Origin of the sequence: Clostridium sp. DL-VIII, from assembly GCF_000230835.1 — a bacterium.
Taxonomy (GTDB): Bacteria; Bacillota; Clostridia; order Clostridiales; family Clostridiaceae; genus Clostridium.
This window is the reverse complement of the sequence record NZ_CM001240.1, coordinates 5181165-5199550: the sequence shown is the minus strand read 5'-3', so window position 1 is coordinate 5199550 and position 18386 is coordinate 5181165. Positions and strand designations below refer to the sequence as shown.

15 protein-coding genes are annotated in these 18386 nt (G+C 29.1%); 13 read left to right on the top strand and 2 right to left on the bottom strand.

Annotated features, from left to right (window positions below; all coding sequences use genetic code 11):
* Positions 1-57 precede the first annotated feature (57 nt).
* Positions 58-360, top strand: coding sequence for a hypothetical protein (locus tag CDLVIII_RS23870; RefSeq protein WP_009172049.1), 303 nt, complete (start codon positions 58-60; stop codon positions 358-360).
* Positions 361-883: 523 nt separating this feature from the next.
* Complete coding sequence (locus CDLVIII_RS23865) at positions 884-2977, top strand: glutamine synthetase III (protein WP_009172048.1); 2094 nt, start codon at positions 884-886, stop codon at positions 2975-2977.
* Positions 2978-3196: 219 nt separating this feature from the next.
* Here the strand turns inward: CDLVIII_RS23865 and CDLVIII_RS23860 are convergent, their stop codons facing one another.
* Positions 3197-3943: an alpha/beta hydrolase gene (locus tag CDLVIII_RS23860; protein WP_009172047.1), complete on the bottom strand. Its 747-nt coding sequence runs from the start codon at positions 3941-3943 to the stop codon at positions 3197-3199.
* Between the two features lie 449 nt (positions 3944-4392).
* Between CDLVIII_RS23860 and CDLVIII_RS23855 the strand changes: the two genes are divergently transcribed.
* The 9 genes from CDLVIII_RS23855 to CDLVIII_RS23820 all read left to right on the top strand — a co-directional run bounded on the left by CDLVIII_RS23855 (position 4393) and on the right by CDLVIII_RS23820 (position 16165).
* The gene (locus CDLVIII_RS23855) at positions 4393-5394 is read left to right on the top strand and encodes a ketoacyl-ACP synthase III (protein WP_009172046.1); all 1002 of its coding nucleotides are present in this window, start codon (positions 4393-4395) and stop codon (positions 5392-5394) included.
* Between the two features lie 51 nt (positions 5395-5445).
* Complete coding sequence (locus tag CDLVIII_RS23850) at positions 5446-6924, top strand: methyl-accepting chemotaxis protein (protein ID WP_009172045.1); 1479 nt, start codon at positions 5446-5448, stop codon at positions 6922-6924.
* Between the two features lie 244 nt (positions 6925-7168).
* A complete protein-coding gene (locus CDLVIII_RS23845; RefSeq protein ID WP_009172044.1) occupies positions 7169-8377 on the top strand; it encodes an NADP-dependent isocitrate dehydrogenase in 1209 nt (402 codons plus the stop codon).
* A 396-nt stretch (positions 8378-8773) separates the two neighbouring features.
* Positions 8774-8983: a FeoA family protein gene (locus CDLVIII_RS23840; protein ID WP_009172043.1), complete on the top strand. Its 210-nt coding sequence runs from the start codon at positions 8774-8776 to the stop codon at positions 8981-8983.
* Positions 8984-8996: 13 nt separating this feature from the next.
* A complete protein-coding gene (locus tag CDLVIII_RS23835) occupies positions 8997-9218 on the top strand; it encodes a ferrous iron transport protein A (protein WP_009172042.1) in 222 nt (73 codons plus the stop codon).
* Between the two features lie 123 nt (positions 9219-9341).
* A complete protein-coding gene (gene feoB, locus CDLVIII_RS23830) occupies positions 9342-11492 on the top strand; it encodes a ferrous iron transport protein B (protein ID WP_009172041.1) in 2151 nt (716 codons plus the stop codon).
* 81 nt (positions 11493-11573) lie between these two features.
* Entirely contained in the window at positions 11574-11738 is a 165-nt protein-coding gene (locus tag CDLVIII_RS30260) for a FeoB-associated Cys-rich membrane protein (RefSeq protein ID WP_009172040.1), read from the top strand.
* Positions 11739-11948: 210 nt separating this feature from the next.
* A complete protein-coding gene (locus CDLVIII_RS23825) occupies positions 11949-13214 on the top strand; it encodes a methyl-accepting chemotaxis protein (RefSeq protein ID WP_009172039.1) in 1266 nt (421 codons plus the stop codon).
* Between the two features lie 380 nt (positions 13215-13594).
* The gene (locus CDLVIII_RS23820; protein ID WP_242835798.1) at positions 13595-16165 is read left to right on the top strand and encodes an MBL fold metallo-hydrolase; all 2571 of its coding nucleotides are present in this window, start codon (positions 13595-13597) and stop codon (positions 16163-16165) included.
* A 192-nt stretch (positions 16166-16357) separates the two neighbouring features.
* Here CDLVIII_RS23820 and CDLVIII_RS23815 read toward each other — a convergent pair whose 3' ends face one another.
* Complete coding sequence (locus tag CDLVIII_RS23815) at positions 16358-16906, bottom strand: helix-turn-helix domain-containing protein (RefSeq protein WP_009172037.1); 549 nt, start codon at positions 16904-16906, stop codon at positions 16358-16360.
* A 110-nt stretch (positions 16907-17016) separates the two neighbouring features.
* On the opposite strand from CDLVIII_RS23815, the gene CDLVIII_RS23810 reads away from it, so the two are divergent.
* Together CDLVIII_RS23810 and CDLVIII_RS23805 are read left to right on the top strand one after the other, a co-directional pair.
* Positions 17017-17751: an AzlC family ABC transporter permease gene (locus CDLVIII_RS23810; protein WP_009172036.1), complete on the top strand. Its 735-nt coding sequence runs from the start codon at positions 17017-17019 to the stop codon at positions 17749-17751.
* Positions 17748-18068 carry an AzlD domain-containing protein gene (locus CDLVIII_RS23805; RefSeq protein ID WP_009172035.1) on the top strand — a complete coding sequence of 107 codons (321 nt, stop codon included), beginning with the start codon at positions 17748-17750 and terminating at the stop codon, positions 18066-18068. Before CDLVIII_RS23810 ends, CDLVIII_RS23805 begins: the two co-directional genes overlap by 4 nt.
* Positions 18069-18386: the final 318 nt, after the last annotated feature.

Here is an 18386-nt window from a genome sequence, read left to right as displayed (position 1 = left end):
TGATAAGAGAAAATCACTACATATGTGATAAAAATTAAGTAATACAGAGGTTTAAGTATGATGAATGGAAATATAAAAAGATATATATATATTGGCGTCAGCGTTTTCATAGTATTTTTTGTGTTATCAATAATATTAAAAATGCTTCCATGGCTTTTATTAGTTGGAATTATAGGATATATAGTTATGAAAATTGTTGGATTTGTAAAGAAAAAGAGTAAAAATAATAAAGTAAAGAATAATAAAGATAATAACGATAATTACCAGAGTTATGAACAATCAACTGATGACTACACTAATGGAGAAGTTATAGACGTTGAATTTGAAGATGTAGGAAATAAGGCACAATCAAAAAAATAACAAGTCTATCTGCCAGATTTGGAGTTGTTATTTCTTTTCATGTGCCTAAGAAAACTGATATTTTATTAATTAATATTTTCTGATTAAAAATATACAATAAAGGTAAATAATGAATAATTGTGGAAAATGTGCAATTTATGTTTATAATAATAAAATATTAGTCGAAATAAAATTTCAGTATTGAACAACCCTTAACAATATAGTATAATTAACATATGATATATTTAAAGCTATGTTAGCTTTTATGTATTGATGAAAAAAACTTGGTTTAGTATTAATTGAATAAAATTTTAGCAATGGAGCTAGAGAATATTGTTTTAATAATATATCTTTGGCTTTTTATTTTTTTATATGCATTTTATTCCAAATTTTCATATGAAAGGAAAATAACTGCTGTTTTATTCTATATTTCTTGTTGACAATATAATATTTATATTCTAAAATTTTTATAAAATTATTAATTTAAAAATGTGCAAAAAGCAATTTAAACAATAAATTGTATATCTGAAAGGGGATCTTATTAATGAACAAAATTAATGAAATTTTTGCTTCAAATGTATTCAGCGATGCTGTAATGAAAGAACGTCTTCCAAAGGCTACTTATAAAGCTTTAAAAAAGACAATTGAAAAAGGAACTTCTCTTGATCCAGAAGTTGCAGATGTTGTTGCTGCTGCAATGAGAGATTGGGCTGTTGAAAAAGGGGCGACTCATTTTACTCACTGGTTCCAACCAATGACTGGAATCACTGCTGAAAAACATGATTCTTTCATAAGTCCAACTGCTGATGGAAAAGTTATATTAGAATTCTCAGGTAAGGAATTAATTAAAGGTGAACCTGATGCATCATCATTCCCTTCTGGAGGACTCCGAGCTACTTTTGAAGCTAGAGGATATACTGCATGGGATTGTACTTCACCAGCATTTATCAAGGATGGTTCATTATGTATACCTACTGCATTCTGTTCTTATAATGGAGAAGCTTTAGATAAGAAAACTCCATTATTACGTTCAATGGAAGCTTTAGATAAACAAGCCCTACGTGTTTTAAGAGTACTAGGTAATACTACTACTCAAAAAGTTATTACAACAGTAGGTCCGGAGCAAGAATATTTCTTAATTGATAAGAAAATGTATGATGCTCGTAAAGACCTTATATTAACAGGAAGAACATTATTCGGAGCAAAACCTTCAAAAGGACAAGAACTTGAAGATCATTACTTCGGAACAATAAAAGAAAGAGTTTCTGATTTCATGAAAGAAGTAGATGAAGAACTTTGGAAGCTTGGAATATTAGCTAAAACTAAGCATAATGAAGTTGCACCTGCTCAACATGAATTAGCTCCTATATTTAGTACAACTAATATATCAACTGATCATAACCAATTGACAATGGAAGTAATGAAGAAAGTTGCAGAAAAACATGGCTTATATTGCTTACTTCATGAAAAACCATTTGCTGGGGTAAATGGATCAGGAAAGCACAATAACTGGTCAATGGGAACTAATGATGGAATGAATCTTCTTGAACCAGGTAAATCTCCACATGATAATAAACAATTCCTTTTATTCCTTTGTGCTGTAATAAAAGCTGTTGATGAGTATCCAGATTTATTAAGAGTATCAGCTGCTAATGCTGGAAATGATCATAGATTAGGTGCAAACGAAGCTCCACCAGCTATAATCTCTATATTCTTAGGAGATCAATTAGAAGATGTATTAGAACAAATTGAAAAGGGTCCTGCTACAAGTTCTAAATCTGCAAGTGAGTTAACTATTGGAGTAAATACATTACCTCCACTTCCTAAGGATGCAACTGATAGAAACAGAACTTCTCCATTTGCATTTACTGGAAACAAGTTTGAATTTAGAATGGTTCCATCATCAGCATCAATTGCTGGATGTAACTTCGTTTTAAATACAATAGTTGCTGAAACTTTATCTGAAATTGCAGATAAATTAGAAAGTGCTACTGATTTAGATGCAGAAATCCAAACAATCTTAACTGATATTGTTAAGAACCATAAGAAAGTAATCTTTAATGGTAATGGATATTCAGATGAATGGGTTGCTGAAGCTGAAAGAAGAGGACTTCCAAACATAAAGTCTACAGTAGAATCAGCTAAAGCTATGATTTCTGAAAAGAATCAAGCAGTACTTGAAAAACATGGAGTATTAACTAAAGTAGAAGCAACATCTCGTTATGAAATTACTCTTGAAAACTACAACAAGACTATAAATATAGAAGCGTTAACAACACTTGAAATGGCAAAACGTCAAATTATACCTGCTGTAATTAAGTTTGCTACAAGTCTTGCAACATCAATAAATACAATTAAGGCTACTGGAGTTAGTGCTGATATATCAGTTCAAACAGAATTATTAACTGAAGTTTCAACATTAACAGCTTCATTAAATAAAAATGTAGCTCTTCTTGAAAAATTAGTTGAAAAGGCTGATAATTTCGAAGGTGATATCTTCGATTTAGGAATGTTGTACAGATACGAAGTATTTGAGCAAATGAATACTTTAAGAGCAGATGCTGATAAGCTAGAAACTCTAGTAGATAAAGAATTCTGGCCACTTCCAACTTATAGCGATATGTTATTCAACGTTTAATTGACATATAGTAATATAAAATAAAAAATAGGGTACTTCAGAAATGAGGTACCCTATTTTTTTATATTACATAAGACTATAATAAAATCAAATTTGTGAGCAGTGTGCTCATTGCGGATATAACATATATCATATATAAAGTTATTATCTAACTAGAGTTTAATACCATAAAAAGAATAAAAATGTTGCTGCTTATTATTTTATTGCTATTAATATATATCAGAAAGCTTTATCAATAGAGGCTGTTAAATTCATAATAATTTTACCGATTTGCTCTCTTTGAGTTATAGGTAACATATGCCTTTCATTTGGAAATATAATAAGCTCAGAGCCTTTTATATGTCTATTAAGATATTCCGAATATTCTACAAGTGTTAATATTTCATCTTCTCCAGTAATTATAATAGTAGGGACATTTATATCTTTTAAACAATATTCAACATTCACCATTTCATCTATTAAAAAGTCTTCTATGATTGTTTCAGGGGGGCCGATATAGCTTATAGCTTCTATAGCTAAAGGGTCATTTGGATTACCAGTGCATTCAATTAAATAATTCATATCTATTATTCCAGCATGAATTTTTTCCATAAAAGTTTTATCAAGTTTATAAAAATTTGCTGTAGAACTAATAATTACACTTCCTTTTATATCTGGAAGTTTTTTTGATAAAACCGATAACGCAAGTGTTCCACCTAGGGAGTGTCCTATTAGGATTACATTTTTTAGATCTTTTACAAAGCTATATATAGAATTAATATAGTTATCTACAGTATAGCCAGTATCATCAGAACCGCCATGTCCAGGCAAGTCCAGTAAGTAACAATCATATTCGTTTGTTTGATCTGCAAGTGCACGTAAAAAACGTTTATCACAGCCAGAACCATGAATATAAACTAAATTTATATCACTTTTTTTGCTTCCATTTAATAATTCGAATTCTAAGTCATCTTTTTTAAAAATCATTTTAATGCCTCCTAAAAAATATAGTTATTTAAATTTATTCTATCATACATAAAATTACAATTACACCGCAATAAAACCTCGAGCCATAGGGAATTAACTTCCGTAAAAGCAAGAGTTAATCGGCTTGTTGAATGCTATTTACTATATTTCGTAATACATAATTAAAGAAATTTAACATAATTTAACATTGGCGTTACCATAATGGCTAATACACTTTACAATAGATTTGTATAATAAAATAACAAAAACACTATATATGCATTGCAATTTGCAATTAGCAATTTTTGAAGGAATCCTTATAAGAAAAGTGAGGGTCAAAATCTTTCATTTGGTCTCTCTACCTTTTTCTTTGAGCTTCAACTATAATTGGTCACAGACTACGAATAAAGGGCATCAATTGTACATTGTAAATTTCAACATATACATTATAAAAAATTGGAGGTAGAAAAATGAAGCATTACAATATTAAAATTAAGGATATAGCTGTCTATTATCCTTATAATGTGGTTGGAAATGAACATTTTATTGAACATTTTGAAGCTATTAATGTAGACGTAAATGGATTAATGACTCATCTAGGAAGAGAACAAAGATATCTAGCAGATGAAGAGGAAACCTCTCTTACAATGGCTTTTGAAGCTTGTAGCAAAGTTTTGCGCTATTCTAACGTTAGTGCGGAAAGTATTGATATGATAATATTATCTTCAGAAACACCCGAATACACTTCTCCAAGTAATGCCTTAAAATTAAATAATATGCTGGGAGCTAAAAATGCTCATATAGTTTATGACATAAATAATAATTGTATTGGTATGCTTACAGCGTTGGATCTAGCAAGTACATATGCTAAAATCAAAAAAAATATTAAAAATATTTTGGTAGTTGGAACTTTGTTGATAAGTTCAGTTGTAAATAAAAATGACCCAGTTACATATTCTAATTTTGGAGATTCAGCAGCGGCTGTATTATTAGAAGCTATTGAAGAAGATAAGGAAAGTGGTTTTATTGATTCGAATTTTTTTACAGATTCAAGTTATCATGATTCAATTGTTATGCCAGCGTGCGGCTATTCAAAAATCTATGACGATAAGATTAGTGAAGAAAGCAAAAGATGGAGCTGGAATCCATTTGATTTTAGTTTTTTAGCTGAAAAATGGAGTGAATTAATTTTAGAGTTAGTAAGCAAAAACGATCTTAAAGCAGCAGATATAGATCATTTTGTATTTTCCCAATTTTCAAAGCCTGATGCTATTAAAACTTTAGAAATATTAAATGTTGATAGTGAAAATTTTTCATATGTTGGCGATGAATTTGGATATACTGGAACTACCAGTCCAATTTTCGGTTTAAGAAATGCTATAAGATTAGGAAAAGTTAAAGAAGGAGCAAAGGTTATCCTTTGCTCTGTTGGTGCAGGGTATACAATGAGTTGTTTATTATACAAATTCTAATATCATATATAAAAAAAGACGATCTATATTATGCAAAACGGAGTGTGAAGGATGAATAGTAATAAAGTTATCAGTATAAAAAATATTATTGTTGTAATTTCATTAATAGGATCAATAGCAACAAGGATAATACTCAATTTTCTATTTAAAGTGCCAGCAGAGGCAAGTATTTCATTGGGGTTAGCAGGATTAATAACATTACCTATTTTGGGGATATTTATATGGAAGAAGGTTAATCCTAAAATTACTATGTGTGGTGCATGTGTGTCAATGATAATATATATAGTTATTATGATGACTACAAATCCTAATTTATCGAACTATTGTATCATTTTTTATGCAATGTTTGTAGCAGTTCTTTATGAAGATATTAGAGCAATAATGATTATGGGAGTAAGTGGTTTATTTTTAATTATATCTCTCTTTCTCAGATACAAAGATACAGTATTTAGTGGAATGGATACTATGCAGAATTTACCGTTTTTAGTCTTGTATATAGTATTAGGTGTAATAATGTTCTGTATTTTAGGATATTTAAGTAAAAGCACATATAATAAGTTAGAAAATTCAATGATTGAAAGCGAAGAAAATAAAAAGAAGAATGAAAGACTTTTAGAAAAAACAAAAATAAATTCAATTGAATTGAACAGCAATAATAATGACATAAAAGTCAGTATTGAAGCTACTAGTGAGGCGTCAAAGCAAATGCTTAAGGCGAGTGACCAGGTTGCTAGCAATGTTATGAATGAAGTCACTGGAGTTAATGAAATAAAAACACATATTAATCATGGTGTAAATGAAATTACTGAGATTAAGAAATCAAGTAAAGAAGTTACAGAATTATCAAATCTAACAAACGAGATAGTGACAAAAGGTGTAGGAAAAGTAGAAATGTTAAATGCTAAAGTGTCAAATATTAATGTTAATATAGAAAAAGTAGTTAAATCAATGGGATCTCTTTCAGAGATGAATGACGAGATAAGCAATATTTTGGTAACTTTAAATGGAATCACAGAACAAACAAATCTATTATCGTTAAATGCATCAATTGAAGCTGCAAGAGCAGGGGAAGCAGGTAAAGGGTTTGCAGTTGTAGCAGAAGAAGTAAAAACTTTAGCTAGCAGTTCACAAGAATTCACTAAACAGATAGATAATCTATTAGGACAATTTTCAGAAATAATTAAGACAGTTACAGTTGAAGTTGCAAATGAAAAAGAAGCAATACAAACCTGTGATAGTTTCTCTAAAGAGGTAAGTGAATTATTTATCACAATAAGAGAAAATTCAAATAATATTCTAGAAAAATCAACTGTTGTTGATAGCAAAACAAATGCTTCAGAGAGTTATTTAAATGAAACATTAAGTGAAATGAATAATTTAAGTGATGACGTAGAGAATGTAGCAGCATTCATGGAAGAAATCTTAGCGAGTATTAATGATTTGACAAGCAATATTCAAGAAATATCAAAAAGGTATAAAAATATTGACGTTATAACAAATGACATGAACCAAATTATAAGTGAATTATAGTATTATACAAGCTAAGATTTTCGGGGGATAATTTAGCTTGTAAGGTTAAAAAAATAATTTTTCATTTTTTACAATTTTGAGGTTAAAAGTACAATTGCCTTATATTGATGAGTATAGGTTTATAGGAATGAAATAGTTATAAAAACTTTGGTACTATTTGGTGTGGAAGCTGTGTTATTGATAAAAAACAGGCAATACTGTATAATTATTTTTATAAATATAAGCAATATAGGAGGCAATAAGTATGGATAAGATTAAAATGTCAAATCCAATCGTTGAAATGGATGGAGATGAAATGACAAGAATAGTTTGGGGTGCAATAAAAGAGGAATTATTAAATCCATTTATTGAATTAAATACAGAATATTATGATCTTGGGCTAGAGTATAGAAATGAAACTAATGATCAAGTTACTGTAGATGCAGCAGAAGCAATTAAGAAATATAAGGTAGGCGTAAAATGTGCAACTATTACACCTAATGCAGCAAGAGTTAAAGAATATAATTTAAAAGAAATGTGGAAAAGTCCTAATGGTACTATTAGAGCAATACTAGATGGAACTGTATTTAGAGTACCAATTGTGGTTGATTGCGTAAAGCCGTACGTTAGATCATGGAATAAACCAATTACAATAGCAAGACATGCTTATGGGGATATATATAAGGCCGTAGAAATGAAGGTTGAAGGTAAAGCTAAATGTGAGCTTGTAGTTACTTCTGAAAATGGTGAAGAAAAGAGAGCCTTAATACATAACTTTTCTGATGAAGGCGTTGTTATGGGAATGCATAATTTAAATAAATCAATAGAAAGCTTTGCAAGAAGCTGTTTTAATTTTGCATTAGATGTTAAACAGGATTTATGGTTTGCAAGTAAAGATACAATTTCAAAGACATATGATCACACTTTTAAGGATATATTTCAAGAATTATTTGAGAATGAGTATAAGGTAAAATTTGAAGAAGTAGGAATAAGTTATAAATATACATTAATAGATGCAGCTGTAGCTAATATAATGAAATGCAGCGGAGGAATAGTTTGGGCATGCAAGAATTATGATGGAGATGTAATGAGTGATATGCTTGCGGCTGCATTTGGATCAATTGCCATGATGTCTTCAGTATTAGTTTCACCAGAAGGAAATTATGAATATGAAGCTGCTCATGGAACAGTACAGGATCAATATTATAATCATTTGAAAGGTGAGGAGACTTCAACTAATTCTGTAGCAACGATATTTGCATGGACAGGTGCCTTAAGAAAACGAGGAGAGCTGGATGAAAACAGTGCGCTAATCAATTTTGCAGATAAATTGGAAAAGGCTTCAATTAAGACTATTGAAGATGGAAAGATGACTGGTGATTTAGCTGCACTTGCAGAACATGAAAGTATTCAAAAGTTAAATACCTTTGACTTCATTAAAGCTGTTAGAAAGACATTAGAAGAAATGCTTTAGTTACAATCAAATAAATAAAAAATAGATTTTATGATTGATAGAATATACATTAAGTTGAAAAAATTAATGTATATTCTATTTTTTGTTATCAAGTAAAATTATATTGCTTGTTAACAATTTTGAAATAAATAAGGAAAATAAAATTAATAGTTTAAAATAAAACGTTGTCATGTAATAAAAATGCATTTATTATAAAAATCAATGAAAATCATTTTCAATTGCCTAAAAACGTGATATTATAATTATAGAAAAAGGAATAAAAATCATTATCAATTGAAGGTGATTTTTATTAGTTCAATAAATATAATATATATTATCTTAATTTTATTTAATAAATAATTTTTACGGAATTATAAGAGATGATAAAATAAACTAAAATTTGAGGAGGGAAATCATATGCCATTAATATTAGCCACTAAAGGTAATGAAATGAATATTAAAAGAATTACTGGAAATGATGAGACAAAAAGATTCCTAAATAGCCTGGGTTTTGTTGTTGGAGAAACAATTAAAATTATATCTGAACTTGGAGGAAACCTTATAATAAATGTTAAAGAGAGCAGAGTTGCATTAGATAAAGGCATGGCGAGCAGAATAATAGTTTAGGAGGATTAGTTAAATGAGCACATTAAAGGAAATAAAATGTGGACAAACTGTTAAAGTTAAAAAGGTTGATGGCTTAGGAGCAGTCCGTAGACGTATTATGGATATGGGAGTTACAAGAGGTTGCGAAGTATATGTACGTAAGGTGGCTCCACTTGGAGATCCAATAGAAGTAACAATCAGAGGATATGAATTATCACTTAGAAAAGCAGATGCTGAAATGATAATAGTAGAGTGATTTACCTAAGTATAAAGTCAGAAAAAGAATGAAGTAAAATATTCTAAAGTAATATAGAAAAGTTAAGGAAATTCTGAAAGAATTTCACCATAAATCGTAAACTGAAGAAGTGGGGGAATAAAAATGTCAATAAAAATAGGTTTGGCAGGTAATCCGAACTGCGGAAAGACTACTATGTTTAATGAACTTACAGGTTCATCGCAATATGTTGGTAATTGGCCTGGAGTAACAGTTGAAAAAAAAGGTGGTAAATTAAGAGGATACAAAGAAGTTGAAATTGTTGATTTACCAGGAGTTTATTCATTATCTCCGTATACACTTGAAGAAGTGGTAACACGTAATTTTATGATAAATGATAAACCAGATGCAGTAATTAATATAGTTGATGCATCTAATATTGAGAGAAACTTATATTTAACAACGCAAATATTAGAACTCGGAATTCCAACAGTTGTAGCTCTTAATATGATGGACATAGTAGAAAAGAATGGAGATAAGATAGATATTAATAAGTTATCAAAATTTCTTGGGTGTCCAGTTGTCGAAACTTCAGCATTGAAGAAAGATGGGATTAAGGCAGCAGCTGAAAAAGCAATAGAAGTTGCAAAAGCAAAAAAGAAACCAGCATTTGTGTTAGATTATTCTGATGAATCTAGGAAGGCATTTGAAGAAATTGAAAGAATTATTATAAATAAGATTAAAATTGAAAACATAGAAAAGCACTGGCTTGCAATTAAACTTTTTGAGCGTGATGAAAATGTAATTGAAAGGTTAAATGTTTCAAAAAGCATTTTAGAAGAAGTAGAATCAATAATACAAAAATATGAAACTGAGTTAGATGATGATAGTGAAAGTATAGTAACAGGGGATAGATATGGATTCATAGGAAAAGTAGTTTCTGATGCTGTTAAAAAGAACAGTAAGGGAAAAGAAAACACATCGGATAAAATAGATAGAGTTGTTACTAATAGATTTTTAGGGCTTCCAATTTTTGTTATTATTATGTTTGCAGTATATTATATATCAGTTATGGTGGGAAGAAGTGGAACAGATTGGATAACTGATACATTATTTGGTGATATAATTCAAAATAATGTAACAAACTGGATGGTAAGTGCAAATGTTGCTGACTGGATGCAAGGCCTAGTGATAGATGGAATAATTAATGGTGTTGGAACAGTACTTAGTTTTATTCCACAAATAATACTTTTATTCTTGTTCTTATCAGTCCTTGAAGATTGTGGATATATGGCGCGTGTGGCATTTATAATGGATAGAATTTTCCGTAAGTTTGGTCTTTCAGGAAAAGCTTTCATTCCAATGTTAATTAGTTCAGGTTGTGGAGTTCCTGGTATAATGGCAACTCGTACAATGGAAAATGATAGAGATAGAAAAATGACAATAATGTTAACAACTTTTATTCCTTGTAACGCGAAACTACCTGTTATAGCATTAATTGCATCAGCATTTTTCAATGATGCACAGTGGGTTGCAGCATCAGCGTATTTCTTGGGTATGATAATGGTTATCATTGGCGGTATTATATTGAAGAAAACTAGATTATTTTCAGGAGATGCTTCACCATTTGTTATGGAGCTTCCTCAATATCATATACCAAGTGCAAAAAGTGTTTTTATGCATATGTGGGATAGAGCAACAGCATATGCAAAAAAAGCAGGAACAATCATTCTTGCTTCTTGTATAGCAATATGGTTTTTACAATCCTTTAATTGGTCTTTAGAAATGGTAGATGCAGATAACAGTATTTTAGCAAGCATCGGAAATGTGATAGCTCCTATTTTTGCGCCTCTTGGTTTTGGTAATTGGCAAGCTACAGTTTCAACTGTTACTGGACTTATAGCTAAAGAAAATTTAGTTGGAACTTTTGGAGTTTTATTTGGAATATCAGATGCATCGGAAGCAGATCCAGCGTTAGTTAATAATATTAGTATAATGTTTACAGCAGCAGGTGGATTTGCATTTATGGCATTTAATTTACTTTGCGCTCCTTGCTTTGCAGCAATTGGTGCAATAAGACGTGAAATGGGAAACTGGAAATGGACATTTATAACTCTAGCTTTCCAAACAGGAACTGCTTATCTGGTTGCACTTATTGTTAATCAGGTTGGAAGCTTTTTACTCGGAACTGGAAGCTTGATTGGAGCTATTATTTCAATAGCTATAGCTGTAGTAGTAGTTTTAATTCTAGTTTGGACAGGGAAAAGAGATTCAAAAGAAAAGTTAACCAGCAATGAATTGAGTTATATAAAATAGAAAGATGAATTGACTTGATATTATTTAATGATTATGTAATAGAATATAGATAAACAAGTTATATTTAAAGGAGGGGTATATATGATAGCAACAATTATATTAGCCGGTGTTATATTTGGTTTTGTGGCATATGTAATGGGAAAACAAATTAAAAAAGCTAAAAATGGAGAAAGTGGATGTGGCTGTGGTTGCTCAGGATGCTCTTCAGCAAGTGCATGCCATGGAATAAAGATTGAGAAAAAATAGGATTAAGATTATATATAACTAATTAAAATAAGCAATAAGTTGTATTCAGATTTCTAAGAAATCCAGATGGCACATTCTAAAATTAAAAGTTGTGATTCTAGAATAATGAAGCTATCAGATTGTAGTAAGAAATCATATACAGCAGTTGCTTATTTTTTCTGTATATATGCACAAATGATATTTTTACTAAAACATCTGGGGGTGAAATTAATGATTGATGAACTAAATATTAGATTGAATAATACTGCAAAAAGAAAATTAATAAGTAAGATACTAATCTTGATAATTTTATTAATTTGTATTTTGATTTTAATTAATTATATGTATTATTATGGAGATTTAGTGATAGATATAGATGTTACTTTTTTGTTAATATTTAGTATTTTTGTTGCGATTTCAGGATTAAAGAAGACAAGAGAGTTAAAAATGTTAAATAAAACTATTATGGGAATGAAAAGTGGAAATTTTACAGAGATAGATAAAAAATATTTAAAAGATAGATCAGGGACTGGAGAAATAGGCGGACTGCTAAATACTATGATAATTAGATTTAGTAAAATGTCAGAGGAGGTTAAGAGAAATTCTGAAGATATAGATGCTCAGTCTATTGGGCTGACATATATTTCAGAAGATATTTTAGATTTAACTAATTCTATATCTAAATCCACCGATATAGTTACTGATGCTAGTAAAAATCAAAGCAAAAATGTATCTAATATTGTGGGACAATTATTGCAATTTGGAGAATATATAAAAGAAGTAAATAACAATGCTATAAATATAGATGAATTAGCAAATGAAATTGGTGGAAAATCCAGAAACACAAATGAAGATTTAAAAGAGGTATCTTTAATAATTGGAAATCTTAATAATAATTTTAGTAGTTTCGCTGAAGCTTTGCATGTGATGACAGAGGATATAAAAAACATAAATGAAATGACCGAATTAATAAAAAACATTTCTGAGCAAACTAATCTTTTAGCTTTAAATGCTGCAATTGAAGCTGCTAGAGCAGGAGAAGCTGGTCAGGGATTTAGTGTAGTTGCAAGTGAAATAAGAAAGCTTGCAGAGATGAGCCAAGCTTCTTCAAATAAAATACATAGTATAGTAAGCAACATATCAAAAAATATTTACATAATAAATAAAGGAACATCAGTAATAGATAATGATATAATTGAACAAAACAATGCGGTTAATAAAACCATAAATGTGTTTAATGAAATTTCAGAAGTAATTAATGTCATAATACCTAAAGTACGAGAAATAGTAGAGGCATTTAACAATGTAAATAATGAAAAGGAAACTATATTAACAGGAATTAAAGAAATAGAATCAATGTCTCAAGAAATAGTACTAACTACAGAGGAAATTTCTGATAAGGCTAAGGAGTTGAATTCTATGGGAGATGAAGTAACAGGTGCAGCTGATAATTTAAAAAAGTCTATAAACAGTATGGAATTTGAAACGTTAGTGTAGAAAAATATTATTGATAATAAAAAGAAGATAATAGCTAAAGAAACAAGCTAATTGCTATTCAAATCAGCTATTGCTTTGATGTGGTCGTAATAGTAAAAGCCAAATACTCGGGACTATAGATAATCTTGTGTTAATAGCAAATTTATTATTTAAATATTACTGGAAATATTACTTTCCAGTAATATTTTTTTATACATAAAAGTATAGAATTTTTTTAGATAAGAAAACTCATTAAATCAGGAATTAAAAAAGTTCAATATGTAAGTTATCAATTAATTTTATGAAAATAATTAGAAATATTTTAGAAAATGAGGTAAAATAATTAATATTATTAGTAAATTACAAAGTATACAATCACATTGTTTGAAAAGAATATAAAATTGAAATTTAAGGAGTGGAGTTATATTAATATAAATTTTTTAGGTGGAGCATTAGAAGTTGGAGGCAGTTCTATTTTAGTTAAAATTAATAATAAAAATATTCTACTGGATGCAGGAATAAGACAAAGTGCAAGTAAAGATAGTGTCCCTAATTTTAGAGCCATACAAAATTATGGCGGTTTAGATGCAATAATTATAAGCCATGCACATTTAGATCATATTGGATGTCTTCCTATCATAAGCAAAGAATATCCAGAAGCTAAAATATATATGAATAATATGACTAAAGATCTGGTAAGAGTTTTATTATATGACAGTTTAAAAATTATGAATAATAGAGATGCTGAAATCCCTTTATATGCAGAAGGTGATGTAGTAAGTACTTTAAACAGGATTTTTACAATAAATTACGAAGTGAAATTTCCTATATTTGAAGATATTCATATAACCTTCTATAATGCAGGTCATATAGCAGGGGCAAGTTGTGTTTATATTCAAAGTAAGGAAGGCGCTTTATTTTATTCGGGTGATTTTTCAGTGTTTTCTCAGAGAACCGTTGAAGGTACAAAGCTGCCCAGATTACGACCAGATGTGGCTATTTTAGAATCTACTTACGGAGATAAACTTCATTCTAATCGTGAAATTGAGGAGAAGGCTTTAATTGATATAGTAAATGAATGTTCAGAAAACAATGGAAAAATGATAATTCCAGCGTTTGCTTTAGGAAGAGCCCAGGAGGTTATATTAATATTAAAGGGTGCCATAAATAAAGGAAGCTTAAAAAAAATTAAAATATATGTAGACGGAATGGTACGGGACGTAAACAGGGTTTATAAAAATAATCCTCTATATCTTAGAAATTCTCTTGGGAAAAAAGTTTTACGTGGAGTGGAACCTTTTTATGATGAAAATATAATTGAAGTTAAACAGACAGATAATAGACAGGATATATTAGAGCAAAAAGAACCTGTAGTCATCATATCAAGTTCAGGAATGCTTACTGGTGGACCAAGTACTTTTTATGCTGAGAAAATAGCACCAATGGAAAATGGATATATTGTAATAACAGGATATCAAGATGAAGAATCACCAGGAAGAAAAGTTTTAGAACTTATGGAAACCGATGAAGAAAGTGATAGATATTTAAATATAAATGGACTTAATATTCCAGTTAAGTGCAAGGTTAAAAAAATAGGGTTATCTGCTCATTCGGATAAAAATGAAATAAAGGGAGTTATAGAAAGAATATCTGCGAGAAATATAATTTTAGTTCATGGAAATGAAGAGGTGGTAAGGAGTCTAGGAAAGGAAATCTCAAACGAGTTCATAGGAAGAACATTTACACCTGGATGTGGAGAAGAAATAAATATAGATATTAGAAATCCTAGAAAACAATTAGAGAAAAGTTTTTTACACATTTTTAAAAGAAAAGATAAGTTATGTGAAGAAAACGTTGGTGAGTTGTGGAAATTTATTCATGATAATTATGATAGCAGACTTTTTACTATCGAAGAACTGATATACTTATGGAGTGGTGAAAAGAGTTTTGGAATCAAAGAAAATTTAAGGATTGATAATTCATTCGAAGTTGAAAAAAATAATGAGTTTCAGAATTTTAAACAGATAATTATAAATAGCGTATATTTTGAAAATGATTTAAAAAGATTGTTTTTATTCAAAGCATGTACAGAGGATGAAGTAAAGAAAGCCTTAAAACCTAAAGAGCTTACTATGCAGGATTTGATAAATATTATAGAAGAAAAATTCAAAGGCTTTGAATATAAAAAAATCAGCATGTTAGAAGAAAAAAGAGAAATCATATTAAATTTTGATTTTCCACAAGGAGTTAAAGCTTCTATTAATGAAATTATGAAAGAATTTTATAATGAAACTAGCTGGAATATAAAATTAAATGAAAAAATTAATAATAATGCAGCTGATTTACTAATAAAGAAGTTGATTGATCCTAAAAAGATTAAAAAGATATCTTTCTATCCGGAAAAGTTTGTGGTTCAGGTATTTTTAAATGGAAAGTATATTGGAGATAACAAGGAAAGAGAAATATTTAAAGAAAAAACAGGATGGGATCTTTTTCTTGTTGATGAGGAAACTTCTTTAAACAGTAACATAGAAGCAGATAAGTTGTTTTTTGAGGTAAAAGATATTGAAGAAGTGGAACAAAATATAGCTTTAAGCATGATTGATAAAGCATTTGAAGGAGAAGAAATAAAACCTTATAAAAAAAGCATAAAAAATAATGGAAATAAAAAGTATATTGAACTTGTATTTATATCGCCTAAAATCGGACAGAAATTTGAAGAGAAATTAGGACACATTTCTAAGGAAACAGGCTGGAGTATTGCAATCTCTGATAAAGTAAATCAAAATGAATTATTTAATATTGCAAAACTCTTATGCGAAAAAAACAATATTATTCTAAAGAAAAATCCATCATATAATCCAGGAAAAATGACTGTCGTATTAAATGTTGTAAGCGGAGAAGAGGGATTTGAAAATGCTAAGTATGAGTTTGAAAAGACTACAGGCTGCCTGCTTTTAATGCAAAATTAAGAAGATGAAATTAATAATTGAGGCGTAAATAAAGTAAATAGAATTAGATCAGCTATATTTTATACAGCTGGTCTAATTTATTTATATGGGTCAGTTATTAATGTTTATAAAATAGCTTTATAGAAATTAGATTATTAATGCAGAGATTTATAATAAATATAAATAATAATTAATTATAGTAATTCATATTTATTATAAATAATAATTAATTATAGTCATTCTTATCATTTCATCATTAAAATTTGCGTAAGAATGAGGTTTTGAAGAATCAAATACTATTGAATCACCTGGGGTTAAAACATAATCTATATTATCTATATTTAGAGATAATTTTCCATTATAAACAACTATATATTCTTGGGTTTTTTCACCATGAGAGTTTGATTCATATTTACTATTACCATCTAATTCTACACTGAATAATTCGAAGTTCCTATCTGTAGTGCATTTAAAGTAACAATAAACTCTATAATTTTTATCAAGTGATTCAAATTCAATAGATTCTTCTTTTGTAATTAAAAGGTCAGTTTTTATTGGCTCATCAATAAGCGTTGTGTATGGAATTTTTAGCCCGCTTGCAATTTTCCATATGGTATTTATAGTTGGATTGGATTCACCACGTTCAATTTGCCCAAGCATTACTTTACTGACACCACATATTTCAGAAAGTTTGCCTAAGCTTAATTGTCTTTCACTTCTTAATCTTTTTAAATTTCCAGCAATGATATTATTTAAATTCATATTTTCACTCCTTGACAAGCATAATGTGCAAAAGTATTATATAAATTATAACGTACGATTTATATAATATATAGTACAATTTTAGCAATAAATAATCAAGGGGGCATTTTATGGAATTGGAGAAAGCACAAGATAATTATTTAAAAATGAAGAAGAAAAATAATACTTATTATTTTATTCAAGGGGTTAAGGACTGCATACCAACTCTTTTGGGATATCTAAGTATAGGAATTACTTGTGGTATTTTATCTAAATCTTGTGGATTAACACTATGGCAGGCAATGGGAATGAGTGCCTTTGTATATGGAGGCTCATCGCAATTTATAGCTTCAAGCATGATTTTATCCGTAGTATCAGTACCAAGTATAGTATCCACAATTTTTCTTGTTAATTTTAGGCATCTATTTTTAAGTGCATCAATTGCACCGTATTTTAAAAAAAATTCGATTTTAAAGAATCTTTTTATTGGTGCACTTTTAACAGATGAAACTTTTGGAGTTGCATCTGCTAAAGGACTTAAGAATAAAAAAATCAATAATTTCTGGATGGTTGGTTTAAATATTATTGCATATATAAACTGGGTTATAGCTACTGGTATAGGAGTCCTTATAGGGAGTGTTATTCCGGACTATAAGATTTTTGGCTTGGATTTTGCACTTACAGCCATGTTTATAGGACTATTGATTTCTGCTATAAAAGGAAATTTAAAAGTAAAAAAAGTAATTGTGATAATTATAACATCAGTTATCGTATTAATTGTTAGCACGCAGGTTGTATCTACAAGCGTAGGCGTTATATTATCAGCAATTATTGGAGCATTAGTTGGGGTGGTGATTAAGGAATGAATACTTATGTATGGAGTGTTATAATTGGAGGATGCGTTGTAACTGTACTTCCAAGAGTTCTACCGATAACTATACTATCAAAAATGAAGTTAAATAAGAGAGTTGAAGAGTTCTTAACATATATTCCAATATCAATATTGACTGCTTTAATAGCGGTAGAGTTATTTACAGCTGATAATAAATTTGCGATTAAAGGGCATTCTCTTGAAATTTTAGCAGCATTACCTGTTATATTAGTAGCAATTAAGAAAAACAATTTACTTTTAACTGTAATTGTTGGGGTAGTTTCGATTGCAGTTTTGAGGTTTATCATATAAGTTGATTATAATTGAGGCTTAAGTTATTTTATAGTTGTTATGATTTATGTGTAAAATTAAGGATCAAATTATATAATGCTATTGACTTTGGTATAAGGAGATAGTTTATAATTAGATTGTAAGATGAATATATTTTTTGGCGAGGATGTCATAATTAGTTGACTTCCTCGCTATTTATTTTTTATAAATAAAAATTAAAGGATCAAGCGTTAAAAAATTAATTATATATAATTATGAATTAAATCATGAGAAATTCCATGAAGTTATATTAGATATTATTATTAACATTTAGAATTAAGTTTAAATATTTATTTTCGT

Bases quoted from the DNA above. Each gene is read 5' to 3' on its own strand.
- CDLVIII_RS23855 (WP_009172046.1), top strand. From the start codon at position 4,393: ATGAAGCATTACAATATTAAAATTAAGGATATAGCTGTCTATTATCCT.
- CDLVIII_RS23850 (WP_009172045.1), top strand. From the start codon at position 5,446: ATGAATAGTAATAAAGTTATCAGTATAAAAAATATTATTGTTGTAATT.
- CDLVIII_RS23815 (WP_009172037.1), bottom strand. From the start codon at position 16,906: ATGAATTTAAATAATATCATTGCTGGAAATTTAAAAAGATTAAGAAGT.
- CDLVIII_RS23865 (WP_009172048.1), top strand. From the start codon at position 884: ATGAACAAAATTAATGAAATTTTTGCTTCAAATGTATTCAGCGATGCT.
- CDLVIII_RS23810 (WP_009172036.1), top strand. From the start codon at position 17,017: ATGGAATTGGAGAAAGCACAAGATAATTATTTAAAAATGAAGAAGAAA.
- CDLVIII_RS30260 (WP_009172040.1), top strand. From the start codon at position 11,574: ATGATAGCAACAATTATATTAGCCGGTGTTATATTTGGTTTTGTGGCA.
- feoB (WP_009172041.1), top strand. From the start codon at position 9,342: ATGTCAATAAAAATAGGTTTGGCAGGTAATCCGAACTGCGGAAAGACT.
- CDLVIII_RS23845 (WP_009172044.1), top strand. From the start codon at position 7,169: ATGGATAAGATTAAAATGTCAAATCCAATCGTTGAAATGGATGGAGAT.
- CDLVIII_RS23840 (WP_009172043.1), top strand. From the start codon at position 8,774: ATGCCATTAATATTAGCCACTAAAGGTAATGAAATGAATATTAAAAGA.
- CDLVIII_RS23870 (WP_009172049.1), top strand. From the start codon at position 58: ATGATGAATGGAAATATAAAAAGATATATATATATTGGCGTCAGCGTT.
- CDLVIII_RS23835 (WP_009172042.1), top strand. From the start codon at position 8,997: ATGAGCACATTAAAGGAAATAAAATGTGGACAAACTGTTAAAGTTAAA.
- CDLVIII_RS23860 (WP_009172047.1), bottom strand. From the start codon at position 3,943: ATGATTTTTAAAAAAGATGACTTAGAATTCGAATTATTAAATGGAAGC.
- CDLVIII_RS23825 (WP_009172039.1), top strand. From the start codon at position 11,949: ATGATTGATGAACTAAATATTAGATTGAATAATACTGCAAAAAGAAAA.
- CDLVIII_RS23805 (WP_009172035.1), top strand. From the start codon at position 17,748: ATGAATACTTATGTATGGAGTGTTATAATTGGAGGATGCGTTGTAACT.